Below are 26,006 nucleotides of genomic sequence, written 5' to 3'. Positions count from 1 at the left end.
CGCCAATAGCAGCAACCTGCATTTTGGCGTAGCTCATTACAAAAAAGCCATATGAAACCCTAAAGGTTCATATGGCTTTTTAGTTTCTACTGCTGTGCTCTACCGTTTTGCAAAACGTTAACGTTTTAACGCGTAAACGCCATCAACTTCGATTCAATATCCGTACTTATCAACGATACTTTCTTTCCATTTTCAGCAACATTACCAGCTAGAGCATCTGCGCGATGCGAAACGCTTTGAATTTTGTCAATGTTGCGGTTGATATCGTTAACGGTTGTACTTTGCTGAGCCACAGCTGCAGCATTTTGGTGTCCAAGCGAAACGAGTTGATTCACAGACTGGGTTATTGTGTTGAACCCATCCTTCACTGACGATGCGGTTTCCATGCTGTCTTTCATTTTAGCTTGGCTAGACTGAATAGACGCAACGGCTCGCTTAGCGCTTTCTTGCAGCTTAGTGATCATGTCATTTATTTCCGCTGTAGATGTTTGCGTGCGCCCTGCCAATGTTCTCACCTCATCGGCCACTACAGCAAAGCCCCGTCCTTGCTCGCCAGCGCGGGCAGCTTCAATTGCCGCATTAAGTGCAAGAAGGTTAGTTTGCTCTGCTATTGCTCCAATAACATTAACCACGTTTTCTATAGCGTCTGAATCAACCGCTAGGTTGTTAATCACGGCAACTGCATTTTCAATTTCACTGTTTAATAATGAAAGCGTGTTAACGGCTTGAGTAATCTGCTTCACGCCAGCGTTTGAATCTTTTTCCACTTTTGAAACGATGGAAGCGACCTCTTCAGCCCCCGAAGACACCTCTTCTAAAGAATATGAAAGCTCATTAACTGCAGAGGCTATCATGGTGACTTCGGTGTTTTGTTCCTCGGTCGCTTGCTTGCTTGCTCTGCTGGTAGATTCTAATTCTGCTGCTGCACTAGCAAGTTCACTGGCTGAGTTATCAACTGAAACAATGGCGTCTCTAACCTTACTTACGAAAATATTAAAATTTTCGACGAAGGTGGACATTTCGTCTCCGCCATCATCATTTAACTTAGCTCTTAAATCACCGCTGCCGCTTGCAATATCTATCAATGCGTTATTGATATTCATGATGGGTGTCGTGATAGAGCGAATAACCAATAAGACCAATGCCCCAACTACCCCTAAAATCAAAATAAATAAGGCAAGGTTCTTCGATAGTTCTGACCAATACTCTTCGTTAACATCGTCAACGTAAGCACCCGTGCCAACTACCCATCCCCACGGCTTAAACCCTCTTAAATAGGAAAACTTGGGTAATGGCTCTGTCCCACCAGGCTTAATGAAATAATACTCGAATTTCCCTTCACCAAGATTTTTACCAATTCGTGCAAATTCTACGTAAATTTTCGACCCAAGAGAGTCTTCAAAACTAGATACATTTGTACCGTCTAGCTCAGGTTTTAAAGGGTGCATTACCATGTTAACGTTATAGTCGGTAATCCAAAAATAGTTGGTATCGTCATACCGCAACTTTTTAATTGCAGCCTTCGCCATGTTTTGCGCTTGCTCTGTTGATAGTTCACCAGACACTTCTAAGCCATGAAAGTAAGTAAGCACACTGTGAGCAACCGCTGTTAGGTTTTGATTCTTTTCATTTTTTGCTGCGTACATGTTTGTCTCAAGCTGTTCCATTGAAGACAGCATGATTAAAACAAACGCAAGCATTGACAGCACCAACACGCTCCATAGGCGATATTTTATTCTAAATTGGCGTAAATAGGGCATTAGAGACTCCGAACAAACTAAGTATCAGCCATCTGAGTAGGCATTGCACTACTCGTTGCTATGGTGAGTAATTTCCAGTCGTTCTGCTATTTTTGTTTATCAGAAAAACGTAAACACTCACCCCCTTTCAGAGGACCTTTTGTGCTTAGAGGTAAACGCATTAGCGTCTAGTGCTGAAAATTGAGGCTTTAGTTTGCGTTTTCGCGAACTAGCGGTCATGTGGATGACACGCTTTTTGCCACAATCACACACAGCGAACCACAGCACAGCAGGAAAGCTGAAAGGCATTTTGAAGCTTAGCAGCGCTTTGCCAAATCTGCAGAAAAAAGTGATGTTAAATGAAAGGCATGCTACTAATTGACTATAAGTACCTTTGAATTCTTTGGCCTTACGCCAGGTTAACTCATTTTGAGTGCTACCATCTCAGTGTGACCAGATTTTATGACAAGGCTTATTTGATGAAAGAAGCCTTGTTCAATTATAAAAAAAGCGCTGTTAGCAGGCTTAGGCTTATGGCGCTTTAACATTTACCTGTGCGTTGGGCTGAAGGCGTTCAGCGCCGCGCACAATAATGCGATCGCCGGCCTTAATATCACCTTCTACTACCACCCAGTCACCATCGGCAAACTTTACATTCACCGACACCTGCTCTGCTTGTTGCGCTTCATTAACGCGATACACAAAAGTCTGAGCGCCCCGGATTACTAGTGCGTCACGCGGCACGGCTGGCTCGTCACTTGAGGGCGCTTTAGGCACAGCAACGGTCACAGCATCGCCAACCAGCAAGGCGGTACTATTTGCATTTATACGCACTTCTATCATACGTGAATTGCGGTCGCCTATCGGCACCACATAGCGAACTGGTAGGGTTAACGTTTCATCGCGATACGCGACTTCTAATGATGTGCCTTGAGTTATATGGTGTTGGTACTGAATTGGCGTTGGCAGAACAATATCTTTATGTTGTGTATCTACTAGTCTCACTAGCGGATCGCCAACGCGAATAAACTCACCTACGTGGGCGTGACGTGCAGCTAACACCCCGTCAAAAGGCGCTTTAATGGCCGTATCTGCAAGTAAGCGTTTAGCTTCGCTAAGATTGGTTTGCGCCAATACAATTTGTTGTTCGAGTATCTCTGCATTCGCTCGCTCTCGCTCAAGCTGCGTTTTAGAGGCATTGTCTTGACTTGCCAGCACACGAAAGCGCTCAACCTCTGAGCGGCGAAACACAAGGTCTGCACGTAAACTTGCCAATTCAGCAGCCGCACGCTGCACTTGCCAGTCCATGCGGTCGCGTTTCAATTGCGCAATAACCTGACCTTTTTTTACCACCTCTCCCACTAATAAAATATCTTCCAACTGCCCGTCTACCTCTGCAGACAACACGGCATCTTGCAAAGACACCACTTCGCCTTTTAACGCGATAGTCGGTGCCATTTTGCGCATCTCAAGCTCATATACTTCAACATCTGCGGGCGGCATTTGCATCGCTTGTATGTTGATTGATGCTAGGAGCGTGATGCTCATCCCCAAGACTGTGAATAGTTGTCTCAACACTTAGGCCCTCGTACGGTGGAAAGAGAATTGCAAAGAAAATTGCAACAAGCACGGTAATAAGATTAAGGTAAATACGGTTGACACCGACATGCCACCAACAATTACTGCCGCCATACCGCGATAAATATCACTGCCGTCCCCAGGGAATAACAACAGTGGTAGCATGCCGAATAGGCTGGTTAAGGTACTCATAAATATGGGCCGCAAGCGAATACAAAGCGCGTTACGGACAGCCTCTTCTACGGCCAATCCTGCTGCTAAGCCATCGCGGGTTTGTGATACCAGCAAAATAGCATTATTTACCACTAAGCCAAGTAAAATAATAAACCCTATCATGCCAAGCAAATCTAATGGCTGAGGGTTAAACAGTGCCATCAGGCGCAGCGCAAGCACGCCACCAACGCAGGCCAGCGGCAACGCGATACACACTTGCACTGCTGCTTTAAGCGACTTAAACAAACCCGCCATAATTAAAAGCAAGAGCAATAATGCCATAACAAAATTCAAACTTAAGGTAGAAATAGCGCGGGCTAAATCTTCTGCGCTACCACGGTATTTTATTTGCGCATCAGCGGGAAGTTGAGCGCGCAACGCCGGTTCAACTTGCACCTTTAACTCGTTGATGAGCCCTTCCAGCGACATGCCTTCAGGCGGGTTAATATTTAATGTATAACCCCGTTTGCGATTAGTACGCGCAATGGCACTGGGTGCCAACACCGTGTCTATTTCCACCAGCTCCGCCAGTGGCACAACCCCTCCTTTTGGGGTCATTACCGGTAAATCAGCTAACTTCTCCGGTGTGTTAAAGCGTGTGGTTTTAAGGTAAATATCTAAGCGTTTAGCGCCGTCGAAATACTCCCCCATCCATATGCCTTGACCTAGCTCAGAAATCACGACTGCTAAATCTTCACGTCGCCATCCCACTTCTTTTAGACGACTATCATTGGGAATAAAGCGCAATTCGGTAGAATCTGAAAACGGATCGGGCTCGGGGTTGGCGGTGGCACCTGGTATCATCTGCATCACCATGCCCATACCAGCCATAGCGGCTTGTTTTACTGCGTCTAAATCGGTACTGGTCATTTCTAAGCGCACGCTATTGGAATCGTTAAAGCCGCCAAACAAACTTCGACGCATAGAAAAACCAAACATATCGGGAATACCGCTGATTATTTCCATTTGAATTGTCTGTTGAAGCTTATTTAAATCTGTGCCGTCTTCGCCATTGAGTGCCAGCCAACCGCCTGAACCTCCGGGGAAAGACCAAAAGAAATAATCGCGCACAGCAGGTTGCTTCTCACCGGTTAAATGCGGCTCCAAACGCTTACCGATCACTTGCGCAATTTCGCGATCGGCCGTTGCGACATTTGTGCCTGGCGGAAAGAACAAGAAGCTGTCGACAGTATCCCGTTTTACGGGAGGTAAATAGTTACTATCGGGCCATAAGGTTATCGTTAAAGTAATGGGAATAACCATAAGGCTTACTATCCACATTAGCCGTTTTGCCTGCGAATTAGTTAAACGCATTAACCCATCGGCAAGTGCTTCCCCGCGCTTAGGGTCGGTAGTCAGTGCAGAAGCGTGTTTGCCTTCAAGAAAGTACCTGGCCCCAGTAGGTAGTAGCGTTACCGCAACCACCAAAGATACGCTGATCCCTATGGCAATCGTCAAAGCCAAATCAGCAAACATCTGCCCTTCAGCATCTTCTAAAAACATGATGGGCACAAAGATAGCAACGGTGGTTGCCGTAGACGCCAACAAAGCCCCCCACACTTGTGTTGCGCCTTTATCGCTAGCAACGCTGATATCTTCGCCGCGCTCTCGAAGACGTACTATATTTTCCAACACAACAATGGCGGCATCGAGCACCATTCCCGAAGCAAAGGCTAAACCAGCCAGCGAGATAACATTGAGCGAACGCCCAGTTAACCCCAAAATAATAAACGTTGCTAACAGCGATACGGGGATCGCGATGGCGATGAGCAGTGTTGCCCGCCATTTACGTAAAAACAGCCATAACACGGTAACAGCAAACAGCATTCCTAGTACTAAATTGCTACCTAACAACCCCATTGAGCGCTTGATATAACGGCCGGGATCAAATGAATACTGGGCCTTCAAACCGCGCGTTGCAAACACGGTGTCATTCAATTCTTCCATTTTCTGTTTAACACCATCGAGTGCTTTTAATACATTGGCGTCATTGGTCTTTGAAACCGCTAGACGAAACGCGGGGTTGCCGTTTTGATAAATAAAACCGCCAACTCTACCTGGGCCAATTTCAATTTTAGCGATATCAGCGAGCTTAATTTCAATGCCATCGCGCTCTTCTAAAATCAATGAGGCAAGCTCGTCCACATCGTAACGGCCCTCGAAGCGCACCGTGTATTGTTTTCGGCCCACGTCCACAAAACCGCTAGACATGTCCTGCGAACGGCCAATTGCATTCGGCACACGGGCGATATCAATACCTAGCTCAGCGGCACGGAAAATATCAAAGATGATTTGCAACTGTTCGCCATCGCCCCAGCTACCGTCGTCAAACTCTATACGCGAAACCCCGTATAATGCCTGTAACTCGGGCAAAATTTGGTCGCGAATAAACTTGCTGTTGGCTTGCTTTTGTTTATCGCTGACCGACGGGTCATTTTGAATAAAATAGTCAATTAAGGTGTCGTTTGCGTCGCCCCACTCTCCCATCATAATTTGCGGTCGCTGAGCGTTCGCCGGTAAGGGGCGCAGCCGATTTAAGCGGCTAATCACATCAATTAATGCCCGCGTCATATCGGTCTCAAGGGCAAATTCTAGCTGCATAAAACCAAAGTCTGACATGCTCCAAGCGACCATATCGGCCATTCTTGGCGTACCCACTAACACTTCTTCAATGGGTACCGTAAGCTCAGATTCGATTTCAGCAGGTGAAGCGCCCGGCCACGAACTGATCACGGTGATCACCGGTTTCTCGATATTTGGCAACAACTGTGCTGGGATGCGGAATAATGAAACAACACCCAGCACAACCACCATAAGAGTAATAATAATGACGGTAGTTGGGTTGTTAATACTTTGGGTGGTTAGCTTCAAAACGTTCCCTATTTATATTTTTCATAGCCTCAATAGGCTTTGGTTTCGTCGATAGCGGCGTTATATATCTAAGGCGTGAGCTTTTCGTAAAGCTTTACGGCGTTAAATCCCTGCGCTTCAATTGGTTATGCGCCTTCAGGTAACCGGATGTTTGGATTAATGCGTCCTATGCAATCACCTTTTAACAGAATATCCGTTTTGAGTGCGCCTGCCCCCGCTAATGAAACTAGGCTTGCGCCTTGAATAAGCGCGTGCTGACTATCAATATCTGAAACGCTTGCCATCATACAAGCGAGCATTAAGTAAAAAGGGGAAGTAAAATGATAACGATAAGACGTTTTGCGCACGCCTCTTCCCTCTGTAGATATCGATTATTTTTTAATCATTGCAGATGAAGGAATATTTGTCTAGTGAGCGATATTGCTAACGCAGTGTTCGGTTTGCCGCTGATGTTCTGACACTTGCCCCCACCGCCGAAAAGCGCGGCTTCAACTGACGTTTAGGCTTAATTGCAGTCATAGGAACAACCCGTTTTTTCGCCAAAATAACGTAAACCGCGCTACACCAAGGCAGGTAAGAGGCTAGATAGTCTTGAAGTTTCACCGCCCCTTTCCACTTTTGCTGAAAAAACAGTGTTGAAAACAACACTTGGCGCTGCTCTACTATTTCAAACCCCAAAAGCTGTAGCCAGTCTTTAATACGATAAGGCGTAAAGAAGCGCGCATCATGCACAATATTGCCGCGTTTGACCGGTAAAAACTTCGCTATTCCAGCTAAACTAAGCGGGTTAAAGCCGCTAATAATCACGTAACCATTGTGGGTAATGGCGCGATCTACTTCCCTCAGTATCTCGTGAGGGTCTTGCGCAAAATCCAGCTCGTTAGCCAACAAAAAGCCATCAATGCTATTTTCAGCAAAAGGTAAGCAGTGCGACTGCCCTACTACCGTGTTACCGCTGCTTTTTTTTGTTTCAACGCTATCAACTGTTAAGGGCGGCTTCTGCGTACCTATCTCTTCGCCCTGGCTTGTTTTACATGTGATAACCGCACTGTTGTCGAATGTATTTTCATAAGGAACATGGTTGATGTGATGACGAATGGGACTTGTGTCTAGGTTTATCTCAGCACTAAGCGAACCAAGTTTAGCGAAGTGGTACCCAAATATACGCTCGGCATAATCACGACAAACAGAATTTACAGCATCACGAATTTGCTCGCCAGCAGGAAAGTCCCCCCAGTTAGTCGGGTAGCGAGGCGGTTTAGCTTTAAACGCTGATTTCATTAACACTGCGCGCTCTTTGGTTGCTCTGCTGTTCACAAGCCCCTATAGTAACGCATAATTCTACCTACACAAGCAGGTACACCAATGACGGCAGAAACACTTCCTTCGGGCATAGCGATTCACCCTATTCCCGCATTTACCGATAACTACATTTGGTGCATTTATAACGAAAGCAGCGCAATTGTGGTCGACCCAGGTGATGCAGAGCCAGTGCTGGCTTTCCTAAAAGCTAAAGGCCTAACACTTAGCGCCGTTCTAATTACGCATTATCATAAAGATCACACCGGCGGTATAGCCAAATTAGTGTCAGCGGTCCCCGATTTACCTGTTATAGGCCCCCGAGGCAATCATATTAGAGGCATAACAAAATCGGTATCGCAAGGCGATACTGTGTCGCTTCCCGTATTTAAAATGGCACTTCAAGTTATGGAAGTACCCGGTCACACTTTAGACCATATCGCCTTTTTTGGTCATGGCGCACTGTTTTGTGGCGACACTTTGTTTTCTGCTGGGTGTGGCCGTTTGTTTGAAGGTTCCCCTGAACAAATGTACCACTCCCTAAACAAACTGAAGCGGCTTCCTGACTCAACCAAAATATATTGCACTCATGAATATACCCAAGCCAACGTTCAGTTTGCGTTGGAAGTCGAACCTAGCAACCAAGCGCTGCAAGACTACGCAAAATGGGTTGATGCTAAGCGCGATCAAAATAGCCCAACATTGCCAAGTAACCTGAAAGAGCAAAAAAGTATAAATCCATTTTTGCGTACCCATGAACTTTCCGTAAAAACGGCTGCCGAAGCCTATTGCGAAAATAACCTAGCCGACGATGTAGCAGTCTTTGCTGCAGTTCGCCGCTGGAAAGATGAGTTTTGATGCAAAAGTAAGCCAATTATCGTAATATTGTTGGTTTGCAATGCTCCAAGAGGTTTCTTCATATATGCAGTTGAAGTTTTTCCCACTATCGCCGTTAATACTGGCGATAGGTTTAACCGGTTGTCAGTTAACCGATAATAATAACGACAATGCACAACTAGAAAGTAGCGAAAACGCGTTATTAGAAGCGTGTAGTGAAATCCATAACAGCGAAGAAGCCATTTCAGATTGCGAGATTGCAAGAGATGGCGTTATTGATGTTGTTCACCCCAATGATGAAACGCTAGAAGAAGGCGCTGAGCTTACCGAAATGCCCGATATGCACACACAGGCTGTGGTAACTGATGTGTGGGAGCGCGCTAGCGCCAAATTTACATTACCTATTCCCGACGACAACCGTGTAAACGCACAGCGCAAGTGGTACTTAAAACACCCAGAGTACATGGCGCGCGTTGTGAAGCGCGCAAAACCATTTCTTTACTACATTGCTGAAGAAATAGAAAAACGCGATATGCCAATGGAGCTTGTGCTTTTACCTATTGTTGAAAGCGCCTTCGACCCCTTTGCCTATTCTCATGGTCGCGCTGCCGGTATGTGGCAATTCATTCCTGGCACAGGCAAACGTTTTGGTATGCAGCAAAACTGGTGGTACGACGGACGTCGAGACGTCTTAGCTTCTACGCAAGGCGCACTAGACTACCTTACTTACCTAAACAAAATGTTCGACGGAAACTGGTTGCATGCGCTAGCAGCCTATAACAGCGGTGAAGGCCGAGTTCTCAAAGCTATTAAAGCTAACAAGCGTACCGGCAAGCCAACCGACTTTTGGAATTTGAATCTGCCAAAAGAAACGCGCGCATATGTACCTAAACTGCTAGCACTTGCTGACATTCTAAAAAACAAAGATGAATATGCTTACACATGGCCTGAAGTTGAAAACGTAGCCGTTATTGAAGTTGTGGATATTGGCTCACAAGTAGATTTAGCTTTTGCCGCCGAGCTTGCAGGCATGTCATTGAAAGAGCTTCACGGGTTAAACCCGGGGTTTAACCGCTGGGCTACATCGCCAGAAGGGCCGCACAGACTTATTCTCCCTCTTGATAAAGCAGCTGCATTCTCGCAAGCGCTTGCCAAAATTGACCAAAAAGAACGGCTAAACTGGGTTCGTCATTCAGTAAAGCCTGGCGATAGTTTAGGTAAAATAGCGCAGCAATATCACACTACGGTAAAAGTGCTTAAGAAAGTGAACGAACTAGACACGTCTATGATTCGTGTGGGCCAAGCTATTATGGTACCTGTGGCGCTTCAAGAACTAGATAGCTACACCTTGTCGCAAGAACAGCGCTTGGCTAGCCTTCAAAATGGCAATAAGTCAAAAATGAAAGTGCGTCATACGGTACAGTCGGGTGATACGCTTTGGGATATTGCCCGTAAATATAAAATTAGCACAAGGCAACTAGCCAAATGGAACGGCATGGCACCTGGCGATATGCTACACCCCGGTAAAACCTTGGTGATTTGGCAAGAAGGCAACGCGCAAAGCGGCGTTACCAAAAAGCTGACTTATACAGTAAGAAACGGTGATTCGTTGTCTCGCATTGCCAGCAAATTCAATGTTAAGGTAAGCGACATAGGAAAGTGGAACTCGCTGAATACAAAACACTACCTACAGCCGGGGCAAAAGCTTAAACTTTATGTAGATGTAACAAGGTTAAGTTCGTCAGGCTAATGCTTGTTTAACTAGCACTTTACAGGATACGGATATGCTTAGAATTAACCGAGAAAATTTGCGACACAGTCATGAAACGCCTTGGTTAATTCTAGATTTAGTCATGCTAGGTATACTTTTTGTAAATCTAGCATGGCTTATTTTCGATGCACTGTACGCCACCGATTTTGTTTACGGCTTACTTGGCACCTATTTCCCAGCTTTTCTTGGCGCCTACGACCCCATCCACAACAATTTTTTGTTGGTCGATTTGGTATTTATTGCCATATTCTTTACCGAGTTTTGTTTCAGGTGGGTTGTGGCGGTTGCGCGTAAAGAGCATTTACGTTGGTATTTTTTCCCGTTCTTGCACTGGTACGACATAATTGGCCTCATCCCTACAGGCCCCACTCGCTTGTTTAGGTTCCTTCGTATATTTTCGATACTGCATCGTTTACACAAATACGACATTATCGACTTAAACCAAACTGCAGTATTCCGCTTTTTCGCCTTCTACTACGATGTATTTGTTGAAGAGCTTAGCGACAGAATTGTGGTTAAGGTGTTAAGCGATGCACAAAAAGACATCTCTGCCGGTTCTCCCTTACTTGATGATATTAACGCTCAGGTACTCGCTCCCCGCCGCCCTGTAATTACACAGTGGATGGCAGGTGTTATTAATCACCTGGGTCAGTCAATTCAAAGCGAAGAGCATGGTGAAGTTATTAGTGAACACGTAAGACGTAGCGTAGGAAAGGCGGTCAGAAGTAACGCACAAGTTTCTTCACTTCACTACCTGCCTGTTATCGGCAAAACAATTGAAAACACGCTAGAAGAGTCAGTGACCGATATTGTCACTACATCGCTAGTGAACCTGTTAAGCGATTTAGATGCAGAGCGCATCGATCACTTCATTTCTGTTGGTATGCACGACTACACACCCACTGCCGATGCGTTAGACAAAGAAGTGCTAAACGTAGTTAATGAGTGCTTGGAATTGGTAAAAGCGCATGTAGCTCAGCAGCGCTGGAAGTCTCATTTAACCGAGAAAGAGTCGACTATACCAACCGGCAAGCCCGAAATTTAAGCAACTGGCTAAGTGATGATGTTAACCGATGGATAAATGGCGACGATAGTTGTTAGAACTGGCAAAGCGTAAGAGCTATTTTTCTGTCGTAGATAAAAGTTGCTTGTTTTTTGTTACAACCCTCGATGAACCGTTTCACGCCACGGTGACTGAAGTAAATTAAAAAAGCCCACTTTCAAATTGCGGGCTTTTTTGTCGTTGAATGGTAGAGGCGATTAGCTACGCTTTACGCCACGTAGTGCCGCTTGGACCGTCTTCTAACACCACGCCTTTTGCGTTTAATGCATCGCGCGCAGCATCTGCAGCCGCCCAGTCTTTCGAGGCACGGGCATCGTTGCGCTGCTTAATCAAAGCTTCAATTTCAGCCGCTTCGTCGTCATTGCCCTCACCACCTTTCAGGAAGGTATCTGGGTCGCTTTGAAGCATACCTAGAATTGCGCCTAGGCCTTTAAGAACCGCAGCCAGCTTGCCCGCTTCTTCAGCATTATCTTTTTGGCGGTTAAGCTCTCGCGCTACATCGAACAACACAGAAAAGGCTTCAGGTACGTTAAGGTCGTCGTTCATTGCCGCTTCGAAACGTGCCAGATAGCCACCGTAGCTAAGGTCAGTGCTTTCATCTACTGTGACACCACGAAGCGCAGTATACAAACGCTCCAGCGCTGCTTTTGCTTGGGTGATGTTATCTTGCGAGTAGCTTAACTGGCTACGATAATGCGCCGACATTAAGAAGAAACGCAACGTTTCTGACTCGTGCTCTTTAAGCACATCGCGCAAGGTAAAGAAGTTACCCAACGACTTTGACATTTTCTCGTCGTTCACCTGCACCATACCTGCGTGCATCCACACGTTTACGTACGGCGTGTCGTACGCGCAGCACGACTGTGCTACTTCATTTTCATGGTGCGGGAAGGTTAAATCTGAACCACCGCCGTGAATATCGAAGTGCGCACCAAGGTGCTTATAGTTCATTGCAGAACATTCAATGTGCCAACCCGGACGCCCTTCTCCCCATGGAGACTGCCATGCAGGTTCGCCTGGCTTGGTGGTTTTCCAAAGCACGAAATCTAGTGGGTCGTCTTTACCCGCCGCCACTTCAACACGGGCACCGGCTTTAAGCTGATCAAGGTCTTGCTTGCTAAGCTTGCCGTAAGCTTCATATTTGCTAACGTCAAACAGCACGTCACCACTTTGCGCTTGATAGGCATAACCTTTATCAACAAGACGCTGGATGAGCTGGATAATTTCATCCATGTGGCCACTTACCGTAGGCTCAACGTCTGGCTCTAGCAAGTTAATGGCTGCAAAGTCTTCGTGCATCATGCCGATAGTGCGCGCAGTAAGTGCCTCAAAGCTCTCGCCATTTTCGTTGGCACGGGCAATAATTTTGTCGTCGATATCTGTGATATTGCGCACATATTTTACGTCTAGCCCAAGGTGGCGCATATAACGAACTAACACATCGAAACTAAGGTAGGTGCGCGCATGGCCCATGTGACTTAGGTCATAAACGGTAATACCACACACGTACAAACCCACTTTCCCTTCTTGAAGCGGAACAAACTTCGCTTTTTCACGGGTTCGGGTATTGTAAAGATGTAGCATGTCTATATTTCCTATTCGTCATAATTTTTTGGCCGCAAAGTTTAGCACTGTCCCATGGCAATTGGTACAAGGCTTTTATGCTATGGCCTTGTTTTGCGCTAATTGCTTTGTTTGCAATACGCATGTCTTTGCGCTTAGCCCCTCTTTTGCGCTAAACTCAGCGCACTTTACGCATATGCTAACACATAGGAAAAACCACAATGGTTACGTTGAAAACAAATTTTGGTGATATCACCTTAGAGCTTTTTGAAGACAAAGCACCTAAAACAGTCGCAAACTTCCTTTCTTACGTAGAAGACGGCTTTTTCGATAACACTATTTTCCACCGTGTAATTAACAACTTCATGATTCAAGGTGGCGGTTTTACGCCTGATATGGATCAGAAAGACACTAAAGACCCAATTGAAAACGAAGCAGACAACGGCGTAGCAAACGAAGTGGGTACTATCGCAATGGCGCGTACACAAGACCCTCACTCTGCTACTGCTCAGTTTTTCATTAACGTGAATAACAATGACTTCCTTAACCACTCTGGTAAGTCTGTAAATGGTTGGGGTTACTGCGCATTCGGTAAAGTAACCGAAGGTATGGATGTGGTAGAAAAGATTAAAGCCGTTAAAACGGGTAACCACGGCTATCATCAAGATGTGCCTGTAGAGCCTGTTATCATTGAAAAAGCGATTGTTTCTTAAGAAACCCGCTTTTAAAGTAGACTGTAAGTTTTGAGTCAATTATAAGCCGCGTTTCATACGCGGCTTTTTAAACCACGTTAAGAAGAGTTATGTCGTTTACCTACTTCATTGCCGATTTACACCTAAGTGCCGACCGCCCAGACATTACCGAATGTTTAATGCATTTTTTAAAAGAAGACGCGATTAATGCTGATGCACTTTACGTTTTAGGCGATTTATTCGAAGTATGGATTGGTGACGATAATGTAACTCCCTTTAATACCGCTATTGCTTCAGCGTTTAAAGACGTTAGTCAGCACTGCCCAATTTACTTTATTCACGGTAATCGCGATTTTGCGATTCGCGAAAAGTGGCTATCTAAAGCAGGCATGACATTGTTAAACGAACAAGAAGTGATTGATTTATACGGCACGCCGACACTACTTACACACGGTGACGAGCTATGCACGCGTGATGTTGCCTACCAAAAGTTTCGCAAGAAATCTCGCGGTTGGTGGTGGCCTCGCTTAATGCTTGCGTTGCCCTTGTGGTACCGTCAGCGGGTTGCAGATAACGGTCGCGCCGAGAGCAAAGCTAAACAGCAAAACTTGAAGCCAGACATTATGGATGTAACGCCTGAAGAGGTGGTGAAAGTGATGGAAAAGTGGGGCGTACAACGCATGATCCATGGCCACACGCACAGACCTAATATTCATAGCCTAAAAGCAAACGGTAAGCCTGCTACGCGCATTGTACTTGGTGATTGGTACGATCAAGGCAGCGTTTTAAAAGTGACCGCTAGCGACGTAATGCTGCAAAAGCACAATTTCAGCTAGCAATGTTAGCTAAAGGTTGCTCACAGAAAATACCTACAAAGTCACTTAGTCTTGCCGACCAAGCGCATCGTATTTAACTTTTGATAATTGGTATCGTAGAAGGCAACCAGTAATAGTTACTCATTAAATTTCATATCACATAGGCAAACGCATTTGCTTATTCAAAAGCATATATACACCTATGTATTGTACTTATTAGCGCACTTCCACACATCATGAAATGTTACAAACTAGCCGAAAGTACATAGGCTATTTTCTGGCTTAATTTTTCTTCTGTGGTATAAAGAATAAAAGCAAGTTAGTCATCATGGATGGTGTAAATGACAGATGTTCTTCTTTCTCCTACAAACTTCTGGTTTAGCATTGCGCTAATTGCCGTTTTTTTCGTTTTTATTTTAGAGCTAATCAGCACCGTTTTTGGTGCAAGCTTACTCGGGCTAGGAGACGATTTCGCTGAAGTGGACGGCGAAGGCTTTATTAACACATCGTTGGCCAACTGGCTGAACATTAATAAAGTTCCCTTTCTTATTTTTCTAGTTGTTTTGCTCACGTTTTTTGGCCTTTCGGGGCTAATAATTAATGGTGTAGCGGCGAGTGTATTTGGTGTGGCCTTCTCTGCCATCGTTTCTGTGCCCCTAGCCTTTATCGCAGCGCTGCTGATAACCGCTAAAACGGTAAACATTATTTCCCGATTGTTGCCTAGCGTTGAGTCTAGTGCAGTAAATAGCGATGACTTTATTGGTTCAGTGGCAGAAATTACCATTGGTCGAGCAAGCCGAGGCAACCCCGCCGAAGCAAAGTTTACCGATCATTATTCACAGCCTCATTTTGTGTTGGTGGAGCCTTTTGAAGAAGAAGAGCTGTTCGCACAGGGAGAGCGCGTCATTTTAGTTCAAAAAAATCAACACAGCTGGTTAGCAACTCGCTACCAATAATCTAAAAGAGATAAAAGTATGGATACAATTCAACCATCTAGCTTGCCGTCAATACTCTTTATTGCCGGTGTAATTGTTGTAGGGCTTATTATTATTGGCCTTATTTTTGCCAAACTCTATACCCGCGCCACCAAGGAAACTGCGTTTGTTAGAACGGGGTTAGGTGGTGAAAAAGTAATTAAAGACGGCGGCGCAATTGTCCTTCCGGTCGTTCATGAAATTATTCCGGTGAACATGAACACCCTTCGGATTGAAGTAGAGAAAATCCAAAAAGACGCGCTAATTACAAAAGACCGCATGCGAGTTGATGTTAAAGCCGACTTTTATCTGCGCGTAGCGCCAAATGCCAACGGCATTTCAATGGCCGCACAAACGTTAGGTACTCGTACTACCCGCGCCGAAGAAGTGAAAAAGCTAATGGAGTCGAAGTTCGTTGACGTACTTCGCGCCGTTGCCGCTGAAATGAGCATGACCGAAATGCATGAACAGCGCGCAGACTTTGTTCAAAAAGTGCAGCAAAGTGTTGCTAACGACCTTGAAAAGAACGGTCTTGAGCTTGAGTCGGTAAGTTTAACGGGCTTCGACCAAACCGACCTTCAATTCTTTAATGAAAACAACGCATTCGATGCTGAAGGTCGTGCACGCTTAACTAAAATCATTGAAGAAAAGCGCAAAGAGACCAATGATATTCAGCAAGAAAACCGTATCTTTATCGAGCAGCGTAATTTAGCAGCCGAAAAGCAGTCGCTTGAAGTAAAGCGCGATGAAGAAGAAGCGCGCTTAGCCCAAGAGCAAATTCTGGCATTTAAACGTCAGGAACAGAAAGCTGAAATTGCTAAACAGCGTGAAATGAAAGAGCGTGAAGAGCGCGAGGCAGAGATTGCCAAAAACCGAGCCATTGAAGCGGCGGAAATTGAGAAATCGCGGGAAATTGAAACCCAAGAAATTTCTAAGCGTCAGGCCCTTGAACAAGCACGCATTCGCCAGCAACAAGAAGTAGAAGTGTCTGAGCAAATAAAACAAATTGCTGTTGCAACGAAATCTGAAGAAGAATCTGCAGCGCGTGCTAAAGCTGCCGAAGCTGAAAAGGCCAAAGTAGAAAAGGTAGAGGCCGTTACTACCGCCAAAATGGTGGCAGAAGCTGAACGTAAGAAACAAATTGAAGTTATTGATGCGCGCAAAGAAGCGGAGCGTGAGGCGGTAAGTATTACCGTTGAAGCACAAGCGAAGAAAGAAGCGGCTGAGAATACAGCGGAAGCTATTTTGACTGAAGCAAAAGCAAGTGCCGACGCAAAAATGCTGCAAGCTGAAGCTGATGAGAAAGTACTTGCTGTTGAAGCGCAAGGTAAACAGGCCCTTTATGAGGCTGAAAATACGCTTAAGACGGAACAAATTGAACTACAAAAAGCCCTTGCGATGCTTAAAGTATTGCCTGACCTTGTGGCACATGCCGTTAAGCCGCTTGAGAACATTGAAGGTATTAAAATTCTGCAGGGTTATGGTCAAGGCGCAGGTGCCAAAGGCGATCATACTATCGCAACGGCGGGAAGCGGTTTAGCTGAACAAGTTACTCAAGCCGCGCTGAGTTATCGCGCCAATGCGCCTTTGGTAGATTCTATGCTACGTGAAGTGGGCTTAGTTGATGCCGACAAGGGAACATTGGAAGACCTAGTAACGGGAAACAGCGATTTGCTGAATAAAGCCCGCACGGTAACGCCTAAACCTGTTGTGACCGCACCTGAGAAACTAAACGGCAATAATGCCGCTGAAGAAGTTTCGGCTGACTAGCCCCGCTTGTTTGAGCGCAATAGCGCGTATTGAGTTACTTAGCATTTAATGCTTAATTGCGAGTAAAAAAGCCCTGCCAATTTGCAGGGCTTTTGTTTTTCTTACCATTTGCTTACTATTTACTTAATTGCTGCTCTCAGCTTTAAAGGTGGGCAATACACTCCACCTCAAGCAACGAGTTAAGGGCCAACGCCTTTACAGCGAACGCGCTTCGTGCTGGGTAAGGCGGCTTAAAATATTGCGTGTATATTGTATTAAACTGAGCAAAGTCACTAATGTCTGTGAGCATCACTGTGCATTTCACAACTTGACTCATGTCATAGCCATACCTTTCTAGCGTTGCTTTTATGTTTTTCATGGTTTGATGGGCCTCGGCTTCAAAGCCCCCTACAGCTAACGCCCCCGTACTTGAGTCAAACCCGATTTGACCTGACATAAAGAGCGTATTGCCAGCGCGAACAATATCTGAAAACGGCAACGCCGGGTTGGCAGGCTTACTGTTTAAAAAGCTTTTATTGGCCGCATCTTCTTTATCTGCGTTTGCACCTTGCTCCGCTGCACCTGCTGAAGCAACGCAAATTACGCCAAGAGAGAGCAAGGCAAAAATGACATTGCTAAACCTTGATATAGCTGTTTTTGAAATATTCATTGCGTTTCCTTTGTAAATAACGCTCATTATCAGTGTTCTACGCACTGCCTAGATAGCACAGCAGTACATGCTCGAGTTCTTGAACAAACGCTTCTCCCTCTAGCTCGGTGGCAATAGCGGGCGTAAGGTTTTTATAAACCACCTTATCAAGCAAGGCATTGATCATAATAAACACCGCCATTTCAGCTTGTGCTTGCGTTTTAGCGTTACTCGCATTTTGCGCTGGTAGACACGTTGTCGCTGAAGACATTTGAGTAGCCAAAAGGTGCGCCATACGCTGATAAATTCTACGACGATCGTTATTTTTATCAGACGTTAATAAATCACTATGCAGGCGAGAATTAAGATGCAACGTTCGAAATACGCCCTTTCTTTCGTTAAAGAAGGTATACGTTCTCGAGCACAGCTTACTAACTATGTTTTTGAGATCGCTTGTATCCTCTTGCTCTATAGCAAAAAGCCAGGCTTCTAAGTCACGGCCAAAGTCTTGATACAACAGCGGCAATAACGACTCTTTACTCTTAAACCGGCGATAAAACGTGCCCACTGACACATTAGCGTGGGCAGTGAGCTCTTTAATACTGATATGTTCAAAGAACTTATCTCTTAAATAAAACTGTAGTGCAGCAATCAGTTTATCTTGAGTCTGTTGGCTGCGTTGTTGCTTAGGTTTTATTAGTGATGGTGAATCCATTGCGAAGTGTTACTTATTCATTGCCATGTAGTCTAGCGCCAGCTGCGTTAACGTAGCGGTTCCCACAGTGAACGAAGACTCCTCAACGAAAAAGTAAGGTGAATGATTACTAGGTACCGTGCTTAAGTCTTGATCGTGCGGCGTTCCGCCTAAGAATAAAAACAGCCCCGGTACTTCCATGGCGTAAAATGAAAAATCCTCTGCGCCAGTAATCTTCGGCATCTCAACTACATTGTGTTCCCCTGCTGCCTTTTTAACGCTTGGTAACATGGTAGAGGTCAAGTCTGGGTTGTTTACCGTCACTGGATAGCCTTCAAAAATCTCGACGTCTGCTTTTGCTCCAGATGCTGCGGCAATATGTGTTGCCGTAGTGGTTAGCTTGTCAAAGATTTGTGCGCGGTTGTCCATATCAAAGTTGCGGATAGTGCCCACCATTTCTACTTTCTCTGGAATGATGTTATTGCGCACACCACCTGCAATTTTTCCAAACGACACTATTGCAGGCTCTTTAGTGATATCGATATGACGAGAAACTATGTGATTAACCCCTGTGACAATTTGCGCCGCTGCGGCGATGGGGTCTACTCCTGACCAAGGTCGAGAGCCGTGGGATTGCTTACCATGAACCGCTATCTCAAAACGGTCTGAACTTGCATAAACGGGCCACTTCTATACCCAATTTTACCTGTGTGCAAGCCTGAGGTGATGTGCAGTCCAAATGCAACCTCGGGCTGGTATTTTTCAAAAATACCTTCTTTCAACATCAGCTCTGCCCCACCCTCTTCACCAATAGGCGCGCCTTCTTCTGCTGGCTGAAAGACAAACATAACGTTACCGCTTAGTTCCTGCTGCAAGTTCGCAAGAACCTCTGCCGTTCCCATTAGCATTGCAACATGGGTATCGTGGCCGCAGGCATGCATAACGCCTACATCTACGCCGCGATAGTTCGTGGTTTTAGTCGACTTAAACGGAACATCGGTTTTTTCTGTCACTGGCAGCGCATCCATATCGGCCCGTAACATAACCGTAGGGCCGGGCTTGGCACCTTTTAAGAAGCCCACTACGCCAGTGTAGGCTATATCGGTTTCAACACTCATCCCTAGCGAGCGCAAGTGCTCAGCAACCTTTGCAGCAGTTCGCGTTTCGCGATTACCCAGCTCTGGATGTTGATGAAAATCTCGACGCCACTCGATAACCTTTGGCTCGACATTTTTAAGATGTACATCTAGCGAATTGGCCAACGCCGTTGGAGCCACTAATGCACTTAAGCTTGCAGCAAGAGTAAATATTGAAGCTTTCATAAAGGTTTCCTTAATGGTTAGTGAAGACCAACGACATTTTTGGTTTCCGCAAAAATCTTTTTAGAATCTTAGCCTACACCAGACTTGAACACGGTGTTAATAATTTAAAAACGTAATAAATATTTAGCTAAAAACCATCTAGTGGTTTACCGCTGTGTGATAGTTATAGTACAGCGAGCAATGAAATTTTGTAAATCCAGATTCACATTTTCGGCGCATGTTTACTATCACTTATCGCATTTGTACGCTTTACGGCACTTTCAGTGTAGGCGCATTGGCTTTGCTTTCTCGAAGCGGATCAACGCTATCATGGGGAAAGCTGCGTGATTAGGAATAATTTGAGAAGACATAACTAAAAAGCCCCAAGCATAAGGGGCTTTTTCTTATTAAATGCGCAATGGCAGGCTAACGGACTACTTGACTACTGAATAACCCGGTATCTCTTCGCTTTTAATTTTGTAACACGCGTCATCTCGGGAAATACAAATAAGGTGCTCGCCTTCAATTGACGCAATATCGTTGTATTCGCTTAACGAAATAGAGGTTGTGGGCGCACCATCAATTAAGGTCACAATATCGCCAGCCTTTATGTCAGTATTACTGGTAGGCAAATGGGGAAACACATAGCGCACCACAAACTCTCCGCTTCGCACTTTTCGCAATTCTAACCCCAGTAGGTTGTAATCGGTCACGAATGGGGCTTGTGGCTCTAGATAAAATGCGTCGTTTTGGTAATCAATCACCGTCTTAAACTGGTTCATAAGCGCATTACCTAATACCCACCAGTCATCTTCGTCATCGCCTGGAATTAGGTTAACTTTTACATTTTTTAAATCAATGTCACCTAGCGATAGCTGAGGAAGCGTAACTCGGTCGTGCTCTACCTTGCCGCTTAAACCAAAATCAGCCGCACGCACGCGATGAGAGCTGATATCTATATCGTTTGATTCGACATAGGCCGTACTTAACTTTACGTAGTGACGACTACCAGTGTCGATTACAAATGGCTCATTAACGGTTACTGAGTCATTAAATGTAAGCTCACCGTCTACAGAAATTTTGTTTAAAAATGAACTCATTTCAAGGCGAGTTGCATTGTCTGATGGCTTGTAAGGTTGCTGCGACAGGTAAATGGCGTTGTTATTCGCGTCAAACTCCCAAGTGAAGTGACGCATCATGTCGTGCCCAATAACACCGTCATAAATAGCTTCATCTTCGCGCAAATAATAGTGTGTTTTAGAAACGGGGATCACAGCAGCTTTCATATCATCAAAATACACGCCCCCTAAATCAATGCGCGCAATATCCGTTTGGTAAGCTTGACTGCTACCTTCTCCGCCCCAACCTCGAAGCGCTAAATCGAAGCCGCGGGGTAAATTTAGCTGCTGTACTTTAGGCGTGTCCATCAGTATGAGAAAGCGCGCGCCGGTATCAAGCAAAAATAAAAGTTTTTCACCATTCACGGTGGCGTAAATATAGGGCTTTTCGCCTTCATATTCTGCGTCGAGGGCAAAGCGTGAGTGTTCGGTAAAGACAGGCTCAACATTGTCGTTTATTTGCATCATGCGCAGTGAATTCAATACATTGCAGCCGTTCAAACTGGCGCACGCTGCCATCAAGCACATTAGCTTTAGCTTCACATTCTTAAACATAAAATATCTCTTTGTTCGTTGGTTGTGAATGCACGTTAGCAGCGAGCCTGTGAAGAAAATGTGAAACATCAGCCCCATTGGTTTCACATTCATTTCACTCCCCTACTTTTATCCTGCAAAGAAAATGCAAGAGGAGTAGAGGGTATGTCGTCGAGCAATAGTTACCATGGTGTAAAGTCAAGTATAGAGGTGCAAAACGTCGCGCAGTCATTTTCAAACGGTGAACGAGACATTGTTTTGTTTGATGACTTAAGTTTTAGCATTCATCAAGGAGAATCTTACGCAATCACAGGGCCTTCTGGGTCGGGAAAATCTAGCTTGTTAATGTTAGCTTCAGGGCTTGAATTACCGTCCAACGGCAGCGTCTTTTTCCGTAATGCAACAGGCGCCCACACCATTGACCATGTCCGCAAGGAAATTGGCTTCATTTTTCAGCAGTTTCATTTGCTGCCAGAATTAGATGCACTTAACAATGTAGCGCTGCCGCTTAAGCTACGTGGTCGTAAAGATGCGATTTCTAAGGCAATTCAGTGGCTCGACAAGGTAGGACTTGGCAATAGACTGCATCACAAACCATCTCAATTAAGTGGCGGTGAGCAGCAACGCGTTGCCATTGCTCGCGCTTTGGTGTTCTCGCCTGCGTTTATTTTTGCTGATGAACCAACCGGAAACTTAGACGCACAAAGTGCAAATGAAATAGCGAACTTGCTGTTCGCTTGCTGCGAAGAAAACGGTGCCGGCTTAGTGCTGGTCACACACTCTGAAGCGCTCGCACGTAAAGCTCGCCATCAACTGCAGTTTTCGAATGGGCAGTGCTCATTAAGCAGTATCGAAGAAAGAGGTAAATACTATGCGTAGCTCGCTCTTCCACCTAGTTTGGCGCCTATATATACAAGATATTAAGTCTTCACATTTTAAGATTCTGCAGTTTACGCAGGCTTTGTTGATTACGTTTCTTATCACGCTCACCCTTGTTGGTGAATCTGTGCAAAAACACTTAGCGCAGAACATGGCGAACTTGCTTGGTGCAGATGTGGTTGTGGCACAGTTTGGCGCACTTTCATTAGAAAATTTGGCAATACTAAAACGACATAGCAATGACTTGGCTCTTACCAAAAGCGTTAAAACAACATTAACGTATAAAGGAAAATGGCAGCAGGTAACGTTAAAAGCCGTAAGCGATAACTATCCATTGCAAGGCCAAGTACATGTCTCACGCTCCGTCAACACAGTGTCATACGCTACCAACACCTTACCTTCCAGAGGTGAAATTTGGATTGATTCACGTTTAAGCGCCAGCTTGGCTATAGATGTAGGCCACACCATTACCATAGCCAACCAATTATTTAATATCACTCGCATAGTACACCACGAACCAGACAGGCTTATGGAAGGCCACAATGTGGACATGCGGGCACTTATGCATGTAGATGATTTTGTCACGCTTAATTTTAACGATGACAATATTGAATATCGCTATCTACTCAATGCTAATAAGGCGCAGATACAAGAGATCATTGCTGCTGAGAAACAGGCGTTTCCAAGCGCTAATGTAAGGCACCGCCTCGGCGCGCACCCATTAGCGCAATTTTGGCAACGCACTGAAAACTTCATTGGCTTAGCGTTTACCTTGCTGCTGTTTATGGCGGCCATTGCTATTTATCAAATATCACGCATTCAAATTAAAAAAGAACAATACTTTGCAGCCGTTTGTATGAGCCTGGGGGCAACGCGAATTGAGGGCCTCATCGTTTCTATATATAAATGGTTTTTGCAAGTACTCGCTTTACTTCCAGTGATACTTGTCATCGCCACAGTACTGCATTGGGTAATGGTAAAGTGGCTTTCAACAACGCTCTTATCACTGCATTGGCAACCCAGTCTTCTTACTGCCTTTCTTTCATTTTGTGGGTGTGTGCTGTTACTGGCGCTTTTCCAGTTGCCCATATGGTTTTCAATAAGAGTGGCCAGCGTTAAACAACTGATATTTAATCAATCAGGCAAACAGAAACAGGTATTGACCATTTTTTGTCTTGTAACCGCATTGTTGCTTGTGGTTTTAGTCTATTCGGATAACAGCTTACTCACGGTAATGCTGCTAGGTGCAATGGCAAGTTGCATCTGTTTAATAGCATTATTCAGCTATGTAAGCCTTTGGCTTGGCGAAAAGCTTACCCAGCACTATTCTGGCCTCATTCCTTTCGCCACATTCATGATGAAGCAACGCTTGGTCAGCAAAACAACTCAAATTATGGGGGTTGGGCTTTGTGCTTTTTTGCTGCTTTTCACTTTGATGTTACTTAGGGATGTAGGTAATACTTTTCAGTCTTACAGTAGGCAGTTCGATGGCAATGTACTCATTTCCCAAGCTGATGAAGCGCAAATGCAGACTGTTGCTCACTGGGTTCATCAGCACCGCGCACAAATACGCCAGCAAAAACCCTTTATGTATGCCAAGTTACTTAAGGTAAATGGTCAGTTTATTGAGGAATTTGCCCATGGCCCCAGTGAGAGCTTAGCAACGCTTCAGCGTGCCATCAGGCTTCATTGGACTAATAGCGTGCCCAAAAACAATCGCGTTATTGAAGGTCAATTTTGGCCAGACGCACCTTCAAACTGGCAACAAGTTTCAGTTGAACAGGAAGTCATGACCGACATTGGTCTTAATATAGGAGACACACTTACTTTTGCGATTGCAGGTAACGCAATCGATTTCACTATTGCGGCAAGCCATGCTTATGCGCCGGGTGCAGGTAGCATTACTTTTTGGGTACAAATGCCAGCAACTGCTACAGCACATATTCAGGCTGCTCACTTTACAATGGCAAGTATTGAAGCTGATAGGACAGCGCTGCCCGCACTTAGCGAGCTGTGGCAACAGCATCCATCGTTACGCATGGTTTCGTTACAAGAAATGACGAAGCGATTTGACGATACCCTTGCACTGGTTACCCAAATAATAAGTGGTTTTGCCGCTGTCATCTTAAGCTTAGCATGCGTTGTGATTGTATCGTCGGTACTCACCTACGAACAGAACGAGCGAAAGAAAAACAGCGTTATTATGAGCTTTGGGTTGCCACGAAAAATGTGTTTGAACATCAGTCTTATTGAATGGGTGCTGACGGGCGCAATTGCCGCGGTAGGCGCAATGTTTAGCACATGGATTGCTGGCATGCTTATCTACCAGTCTCAGTTTGCTATGACCTATCAGCCTAATTTAATGTGGATGACAGCGACACTTTGCATAATCATTCTTACGGTTGTAACCATAGGGTATGTCGCAAGTAGACGTACACTATCCTGCTCTATTCGCGAATTGCTCACAGAATAGTAAGCATTTCACAATTGTTTCACGTCACGTTGCATAAGGTGTTGGTGTACTTTCAAAGGAGACATTTTATGCAACGTTTATTTACTCAAATTATTGCGACTGTTTTTCTCTTTGCTGTTGTCATGTCAACGCATGGGAAACCTAATACCCCTTCCCCAAGGGTGTTAATGGTTGTCAGTGGATACGGGCAAGCACAAGGTAACGAAAAACCCGGCTACGAGTTCGATGAATTCGCCAAAGCTTACTTGGTGTTTAAAGCCCATGATATCGACGTGGATATAGCAAGCCCTCAAGGCGGCGCTGTAGAAGCAGACGAATATGATCCAGGTAAGGCATACAACGCTGAGGTATTGGCTGATAAATCTCTTATGGAAAAGCTCAGCAATACGCTTGCGATGAGTGGTTTAGGCGCAGACAACTATGACGCTGTGTTCGTGGTGGGTGGTAAAGGAGCAATGTTCGATTTGCCAAACGATAAAGCGCTGCAGCAATTTATTGCAAACCTTTACGAAAAACAAGGCGTTATCGCTGCTGTTTGTCACGGGCCTGCGGCACTGGTTAATGTAAAACTATCTAACGGAGAATACTTAGTTGCAGGCAAATCAGTAAACGGATTTACTAACGATGAAGAGCTTCTTTTTGGTAAGAAATGGGCAAAACAGTTTGATTTTATGCTTGAAGATAAACTGGCTGAGATTGGCGGCAAGTTTCAATCATCAGACATTATGCTGGCGCATGTTGCCGTGGACGGCCGGTTAATCACAGGGCAAAATCCATCGTCGACAGTAGGTGTTGCAACCGCCATGCTTGACGCACTGGACGTAACGGTTAAGCCAACGCCCACTTACAAAGATGATCGCACCCTTGCTAGTATTGCGGCATTTCTTGAAGGTGACAGCAAGGCATTGCAGCCCATTTCTAACTCACCTCAGAAGCATCATCTTGCACTTGCCGGCATGTATGGTTATTACTATCTTAAGCTAGCCACGAGCGAGCTTAAAAAGCAGCAGGCACTTGCCTTGATGATGTTGGCACAAGCAGAAATCGACAATCCGGCCTTAGATGTTCAAATTGCTAAAACACAACATCAACTGGGTGATACTATGGCAAGTAAAAAAACATTGAAACGCACGCTATCGAAGCACCCAGATTTTGAACCGGCACAGGCTTTGATGGCTACGATTACGCAATAAA

Annotated in this window: 19 protein-coding genes and 1 pseudogene; 10 read left to right on the top strand and 10 right to left on the bottom strand. The window is 45.2% G+C overall.

Features of this window, described 5'->3' with window-relative positions; all coding sequences use genetic code 11:
- Nucleotides 1–125 precede the first annotated feature (125 nt).
- From ACHUFN_RS15375 to ACHUFN_RS15355, 5 genes are all read right to left on the bottom strand, one after another.
- On the bottom strand, nt 126–1,760 hold the full coding sequence (locus ACHUFN_RS15375; RefSeq protein WP_394223315.1) for a methyl-accepting chemotaxis protein: 1,635 nt from the start codon (nt 1,758–1,760) through the stop codon (nt 126–128).
- Nucleotides 1,761–2,270: 510 nt separating this feature from the next.
- Nucleotides 2,271–3,287, bottom strand: a complete 1,017-nt coding sequence (locus ACHUFN_RS15370; protein WP_394223314.1) for an efflux RND transporter periplasmic adaptor subunit — start codon at nt 3,285–3,287, stop codon at nt 2,271–2,273.
- A 30-nt stretch (nt 3,288–3,317) separates the two neighbouring features.
- On the bottom strand, nt 3,318–6,401 hold the full coding sequence (locus tag ACHUFN_RS15365) for an efflux RND transporter permease subunit (RefSeq protein WP_394223313.1): 3,084 nt from the start codon (nt 6,399–6,401) through the stop codon (nt 3,318–3,320).
- Between the two features lie 125 nt (nt 6,402–6,526).
- Nucleotides 6,527–6,748: a hypothetical protein gene (locus ACHUFN_RS15360; RefSeq protein WP_394223312.1), complete on the bottom strand. Its 222-nt coding sequence runs from the start codon at nt 6,746–6,748 to the stop codon at nt 6,527–6,529.
- Nucleotides 6,749–6,824: 76 nt separating this feature from the next.
- Nucleotides 6,825–7,682, bottom strand: coding sequence for a class I SAM-dependent methyltransferase (locus ACHUFN_RS15355; protein ID WP_394223311.1), 858 nt, complete (start codon nt 7,680–7,682; stop codon nt 6,825–6,827).
- A gap of 84 nt (nt 7,683–7,766) precedes the next feature.
- On the opposite strand from ACHUFN_RS15355, the gene gloB reads away from it, so the two are divergent.
- From gloB to ACHUFN_RS15340, 3 genes are all read left to right on the top strand, one after another.
- Nucleotides 7,767–8,558: a hydroxyacylglutathione hydrolase gene (gene gloB / locus ACHUFN_RS15350; RefSeq protein ID WP_394223310.1), complete on the top strand. Its 792-nt coding sequence runs from the start codon at nt 7,767–7,769 to the stop codon at nt 8,556–8,558.
- A 64-nt stretch (nt 8,559–8,622) separates the two neighbouring features.
- The gene (locus ACHUFN_RS15345; RefSeq protein ID WP_394223309.1) at nt 8,623–10,287 is read left to right on the top strand and encodes a lytic transglycosylase; all 1,665 of its coding nucleotides are present in this window, start codon (nt 8,623–8,625) and stop codon (nt 10,285–10,287) included.
- 34 nt (nt 10,288–10,321) lie between these two features.
- Nucleotides 10,322–11,353: an ion transporter gene (locus ACHUFN_RS15340; RefSeq protein ID WP_394223308.1), complete on the top strand. Its 1,032-nt coding sequence runs from the start codon at nt 10,322–10,324 to the stop codon at nt 11,351–11,353.
- Nucleotides 11,354–11,572: 219 nt separating this feature from the next.
- Here the strand turns inward: ACHUFN_RS15340 and cysS are convergent, their stop codons facing one another.
- A complete protein-coding gene (gene cysS / locus ACHUFN_RS15335) occupies nt 11,573–12,955 on the bottom strand; it encodes a cysteine--tRNA ligase (protein ID WP_394223307.1) in 1,383 nt (460 codons plus the stop codon).
- A 200-nt stretch (nt 12,956–13,155) separates the two neighbouring features.
- On the opposite strand from cysS, the gene ACHUFN_RS15330 reads away from it, so the two are divergent.
- The 4 genes from ACHUFN_RS15330 to ACHUFN_RS15315 all read left to right on the top strand — a co-directional run bounded on the left by ACHUFN_RS15330 (nt 13,156) and on the right by ACHUFN_RS15315 (nt 17,185).
- On the top strand, nt 13,156–13,647 hold the full coding sequence (locus tag ACHUFN_RS15330; protein ID WP_394223306.1) for a peptidylprolyl isomerase: 492 nt from the start codon (nt 13,156–13,158) through the stop codon (nt 13,645–13,647).
- A gap of 89 nt (nt 13,648–13,736) precedes the next feature.
- Nucleotides 13,737–14,462: a UDP-2,3-diacylglucosamine diphosphatase gene (lpxH, locus tag ACHUFN_RS15325; RefSeq protein WP_394223305.1), complete on the top strand. Its 726-nt coding sequence runs from the start codon at nt 13,737–13,739 to the stop codon at nt 14,460–14,462.
- A gap of 320 nt (nt 14,463–14,782) precedes the next feature.
- Entirely contained in the window at nt 14,783–15,397 is a 615-nt protein-coding gene (locus tag ACHUFN_RS15320) for an OB-fold-containig protein (RefSeq protein ID WP_394223304.1), read from the top strand.
- 18 nt (nt 15,398–15,415) lie between these two features.
- Entirely contained in the window at nt 15,416–17,185 is a 1,770-nt protein-coding gene (locus tag ACHUFN_RS15315) for a flotillin family protein (protein WP_394223303.1), read from the top strand.
- 142 nt (nt 17,186–17,327) lie between these two features.
- Here ACHUFN_RS15315 and ACHUFN_RS15310 read toward each other — a convergent pair whose 3' ends face one another.
- From ACHUFN_RS15310 to ACHUFN_RS15295, 4 genes and pseudogenes are all read right to left on the bottom strand, one after another.
- Nucleotides 17,328–17,834, bottom strand: a complete 507-nt coding sequence (locus ACHUFN_RS15310) for a RidA family protein (RefSeq protein ID WP_394223302.1) — start codon at nt 17,832–17,834, stop codon at nt 17,328–17,330.
- 37 nt (nt 17,835–17,871) lie between these two features.
- Complete coding sequence (locus ACHUFN_RS15305) at nt 17,872–18,528, bottom strand: TetR/AcrR family transcriptional regulator (RefSeq protein ID WP_394223301.1); 657 nt, start codon at nt 18,526–18,528, stop codon at nt 17,872–17,874.
- Nucleotides 18,529–18,537: 9 nt separating this feature from the next.
- Nucleotides 18,538–19,829 (bottom strand): annotated as a pseudogene (locus ACHUFN_RS15300) (M20 family metallopeptidase).
- Nucleotides 19,830–20,242: 413 nt separating this feature from the next.
- The gene (locus tag ACHUFN_RS15295; RefSeq protein ID WP_394223300.1) at nt 20,243–21,481 is read right to left on the bottom strand and encodes an aspartyl protease family protein; all 1,239 of its coding nucleotides are present in this window, start codon (nt 21,479–21,481) and stop codon (nt 20,243–20,245) included.
- A gap of 144 nt (nt 21,482–21,625) precedes the next feature.
- Here ACHUFN_RS15295 and ACHUFN_RS15290 point away from each other — a divergent pair, with 144 nt between their 5' ends.
- The 3 genes from ACHUFN_RS15290 to ACHUFN_RS15280 all read left to right on the top strand — a co-directional run bounded on the left by ACHUFN_RS15290 (nt 21,626) and on the right by ACHUFN_RS15280 (nt 26,005).
- Nucleotides 21,626–22,339: an ABC transporter ATP-binding protein gene (locus tag ACHUFN_RS15290; RefSeq protein ID WP_394223299.1), complete on the top strand. Its 714-nt coding sequence runs from the start codon at nt 21,626–21,628 to the stop codon at nt 22,337–22,339.
- Entirely contained in the window at nt 22,332–24,812 is a 2,481-nt protein-coding gene (locus ACHUFN_RS15285) for an ABC transporter permease (protein ID WP_394223298.1), read from the top strand. Before ACHUFN_RS15290 ends, ACHUFN_RS15285 begins: the two co-directional genes overlap by 8 nt.
- 68 nt (nt 24,813–24,880) lie before the next feature.
- Nucleotides 24,881–26,005 carry a type 1 glutamine amidotransferase domain-containing protein gene (locus ACHUFN_RS15280; RefSeq protein ID WP_394223297.1) on the top strand — a complete coding sequence of 375 codons (1,125 nt, stop codon included), beginning with the start codon at nt 24,881–24,883 and terminating at the stop codon, nt 26,003–26,005.
- Nucleotide 26,006: the final 1 nt, after the last annotated feature.

Source organism: Alteromonas gracilis (assembly GCF_043642145.1).
Classification (GTDB): Bacteria; Pseudomonadota; Gammaproteobacteria; order Enterobacterales; family Alteromonadaceae; genus Alteromonas; species Alteromonas gracilis_B.
Note: the sequence above shows the minus strand (reverse complement) of the source record. Positions and strands in the feature narration are given on the sequence as shown.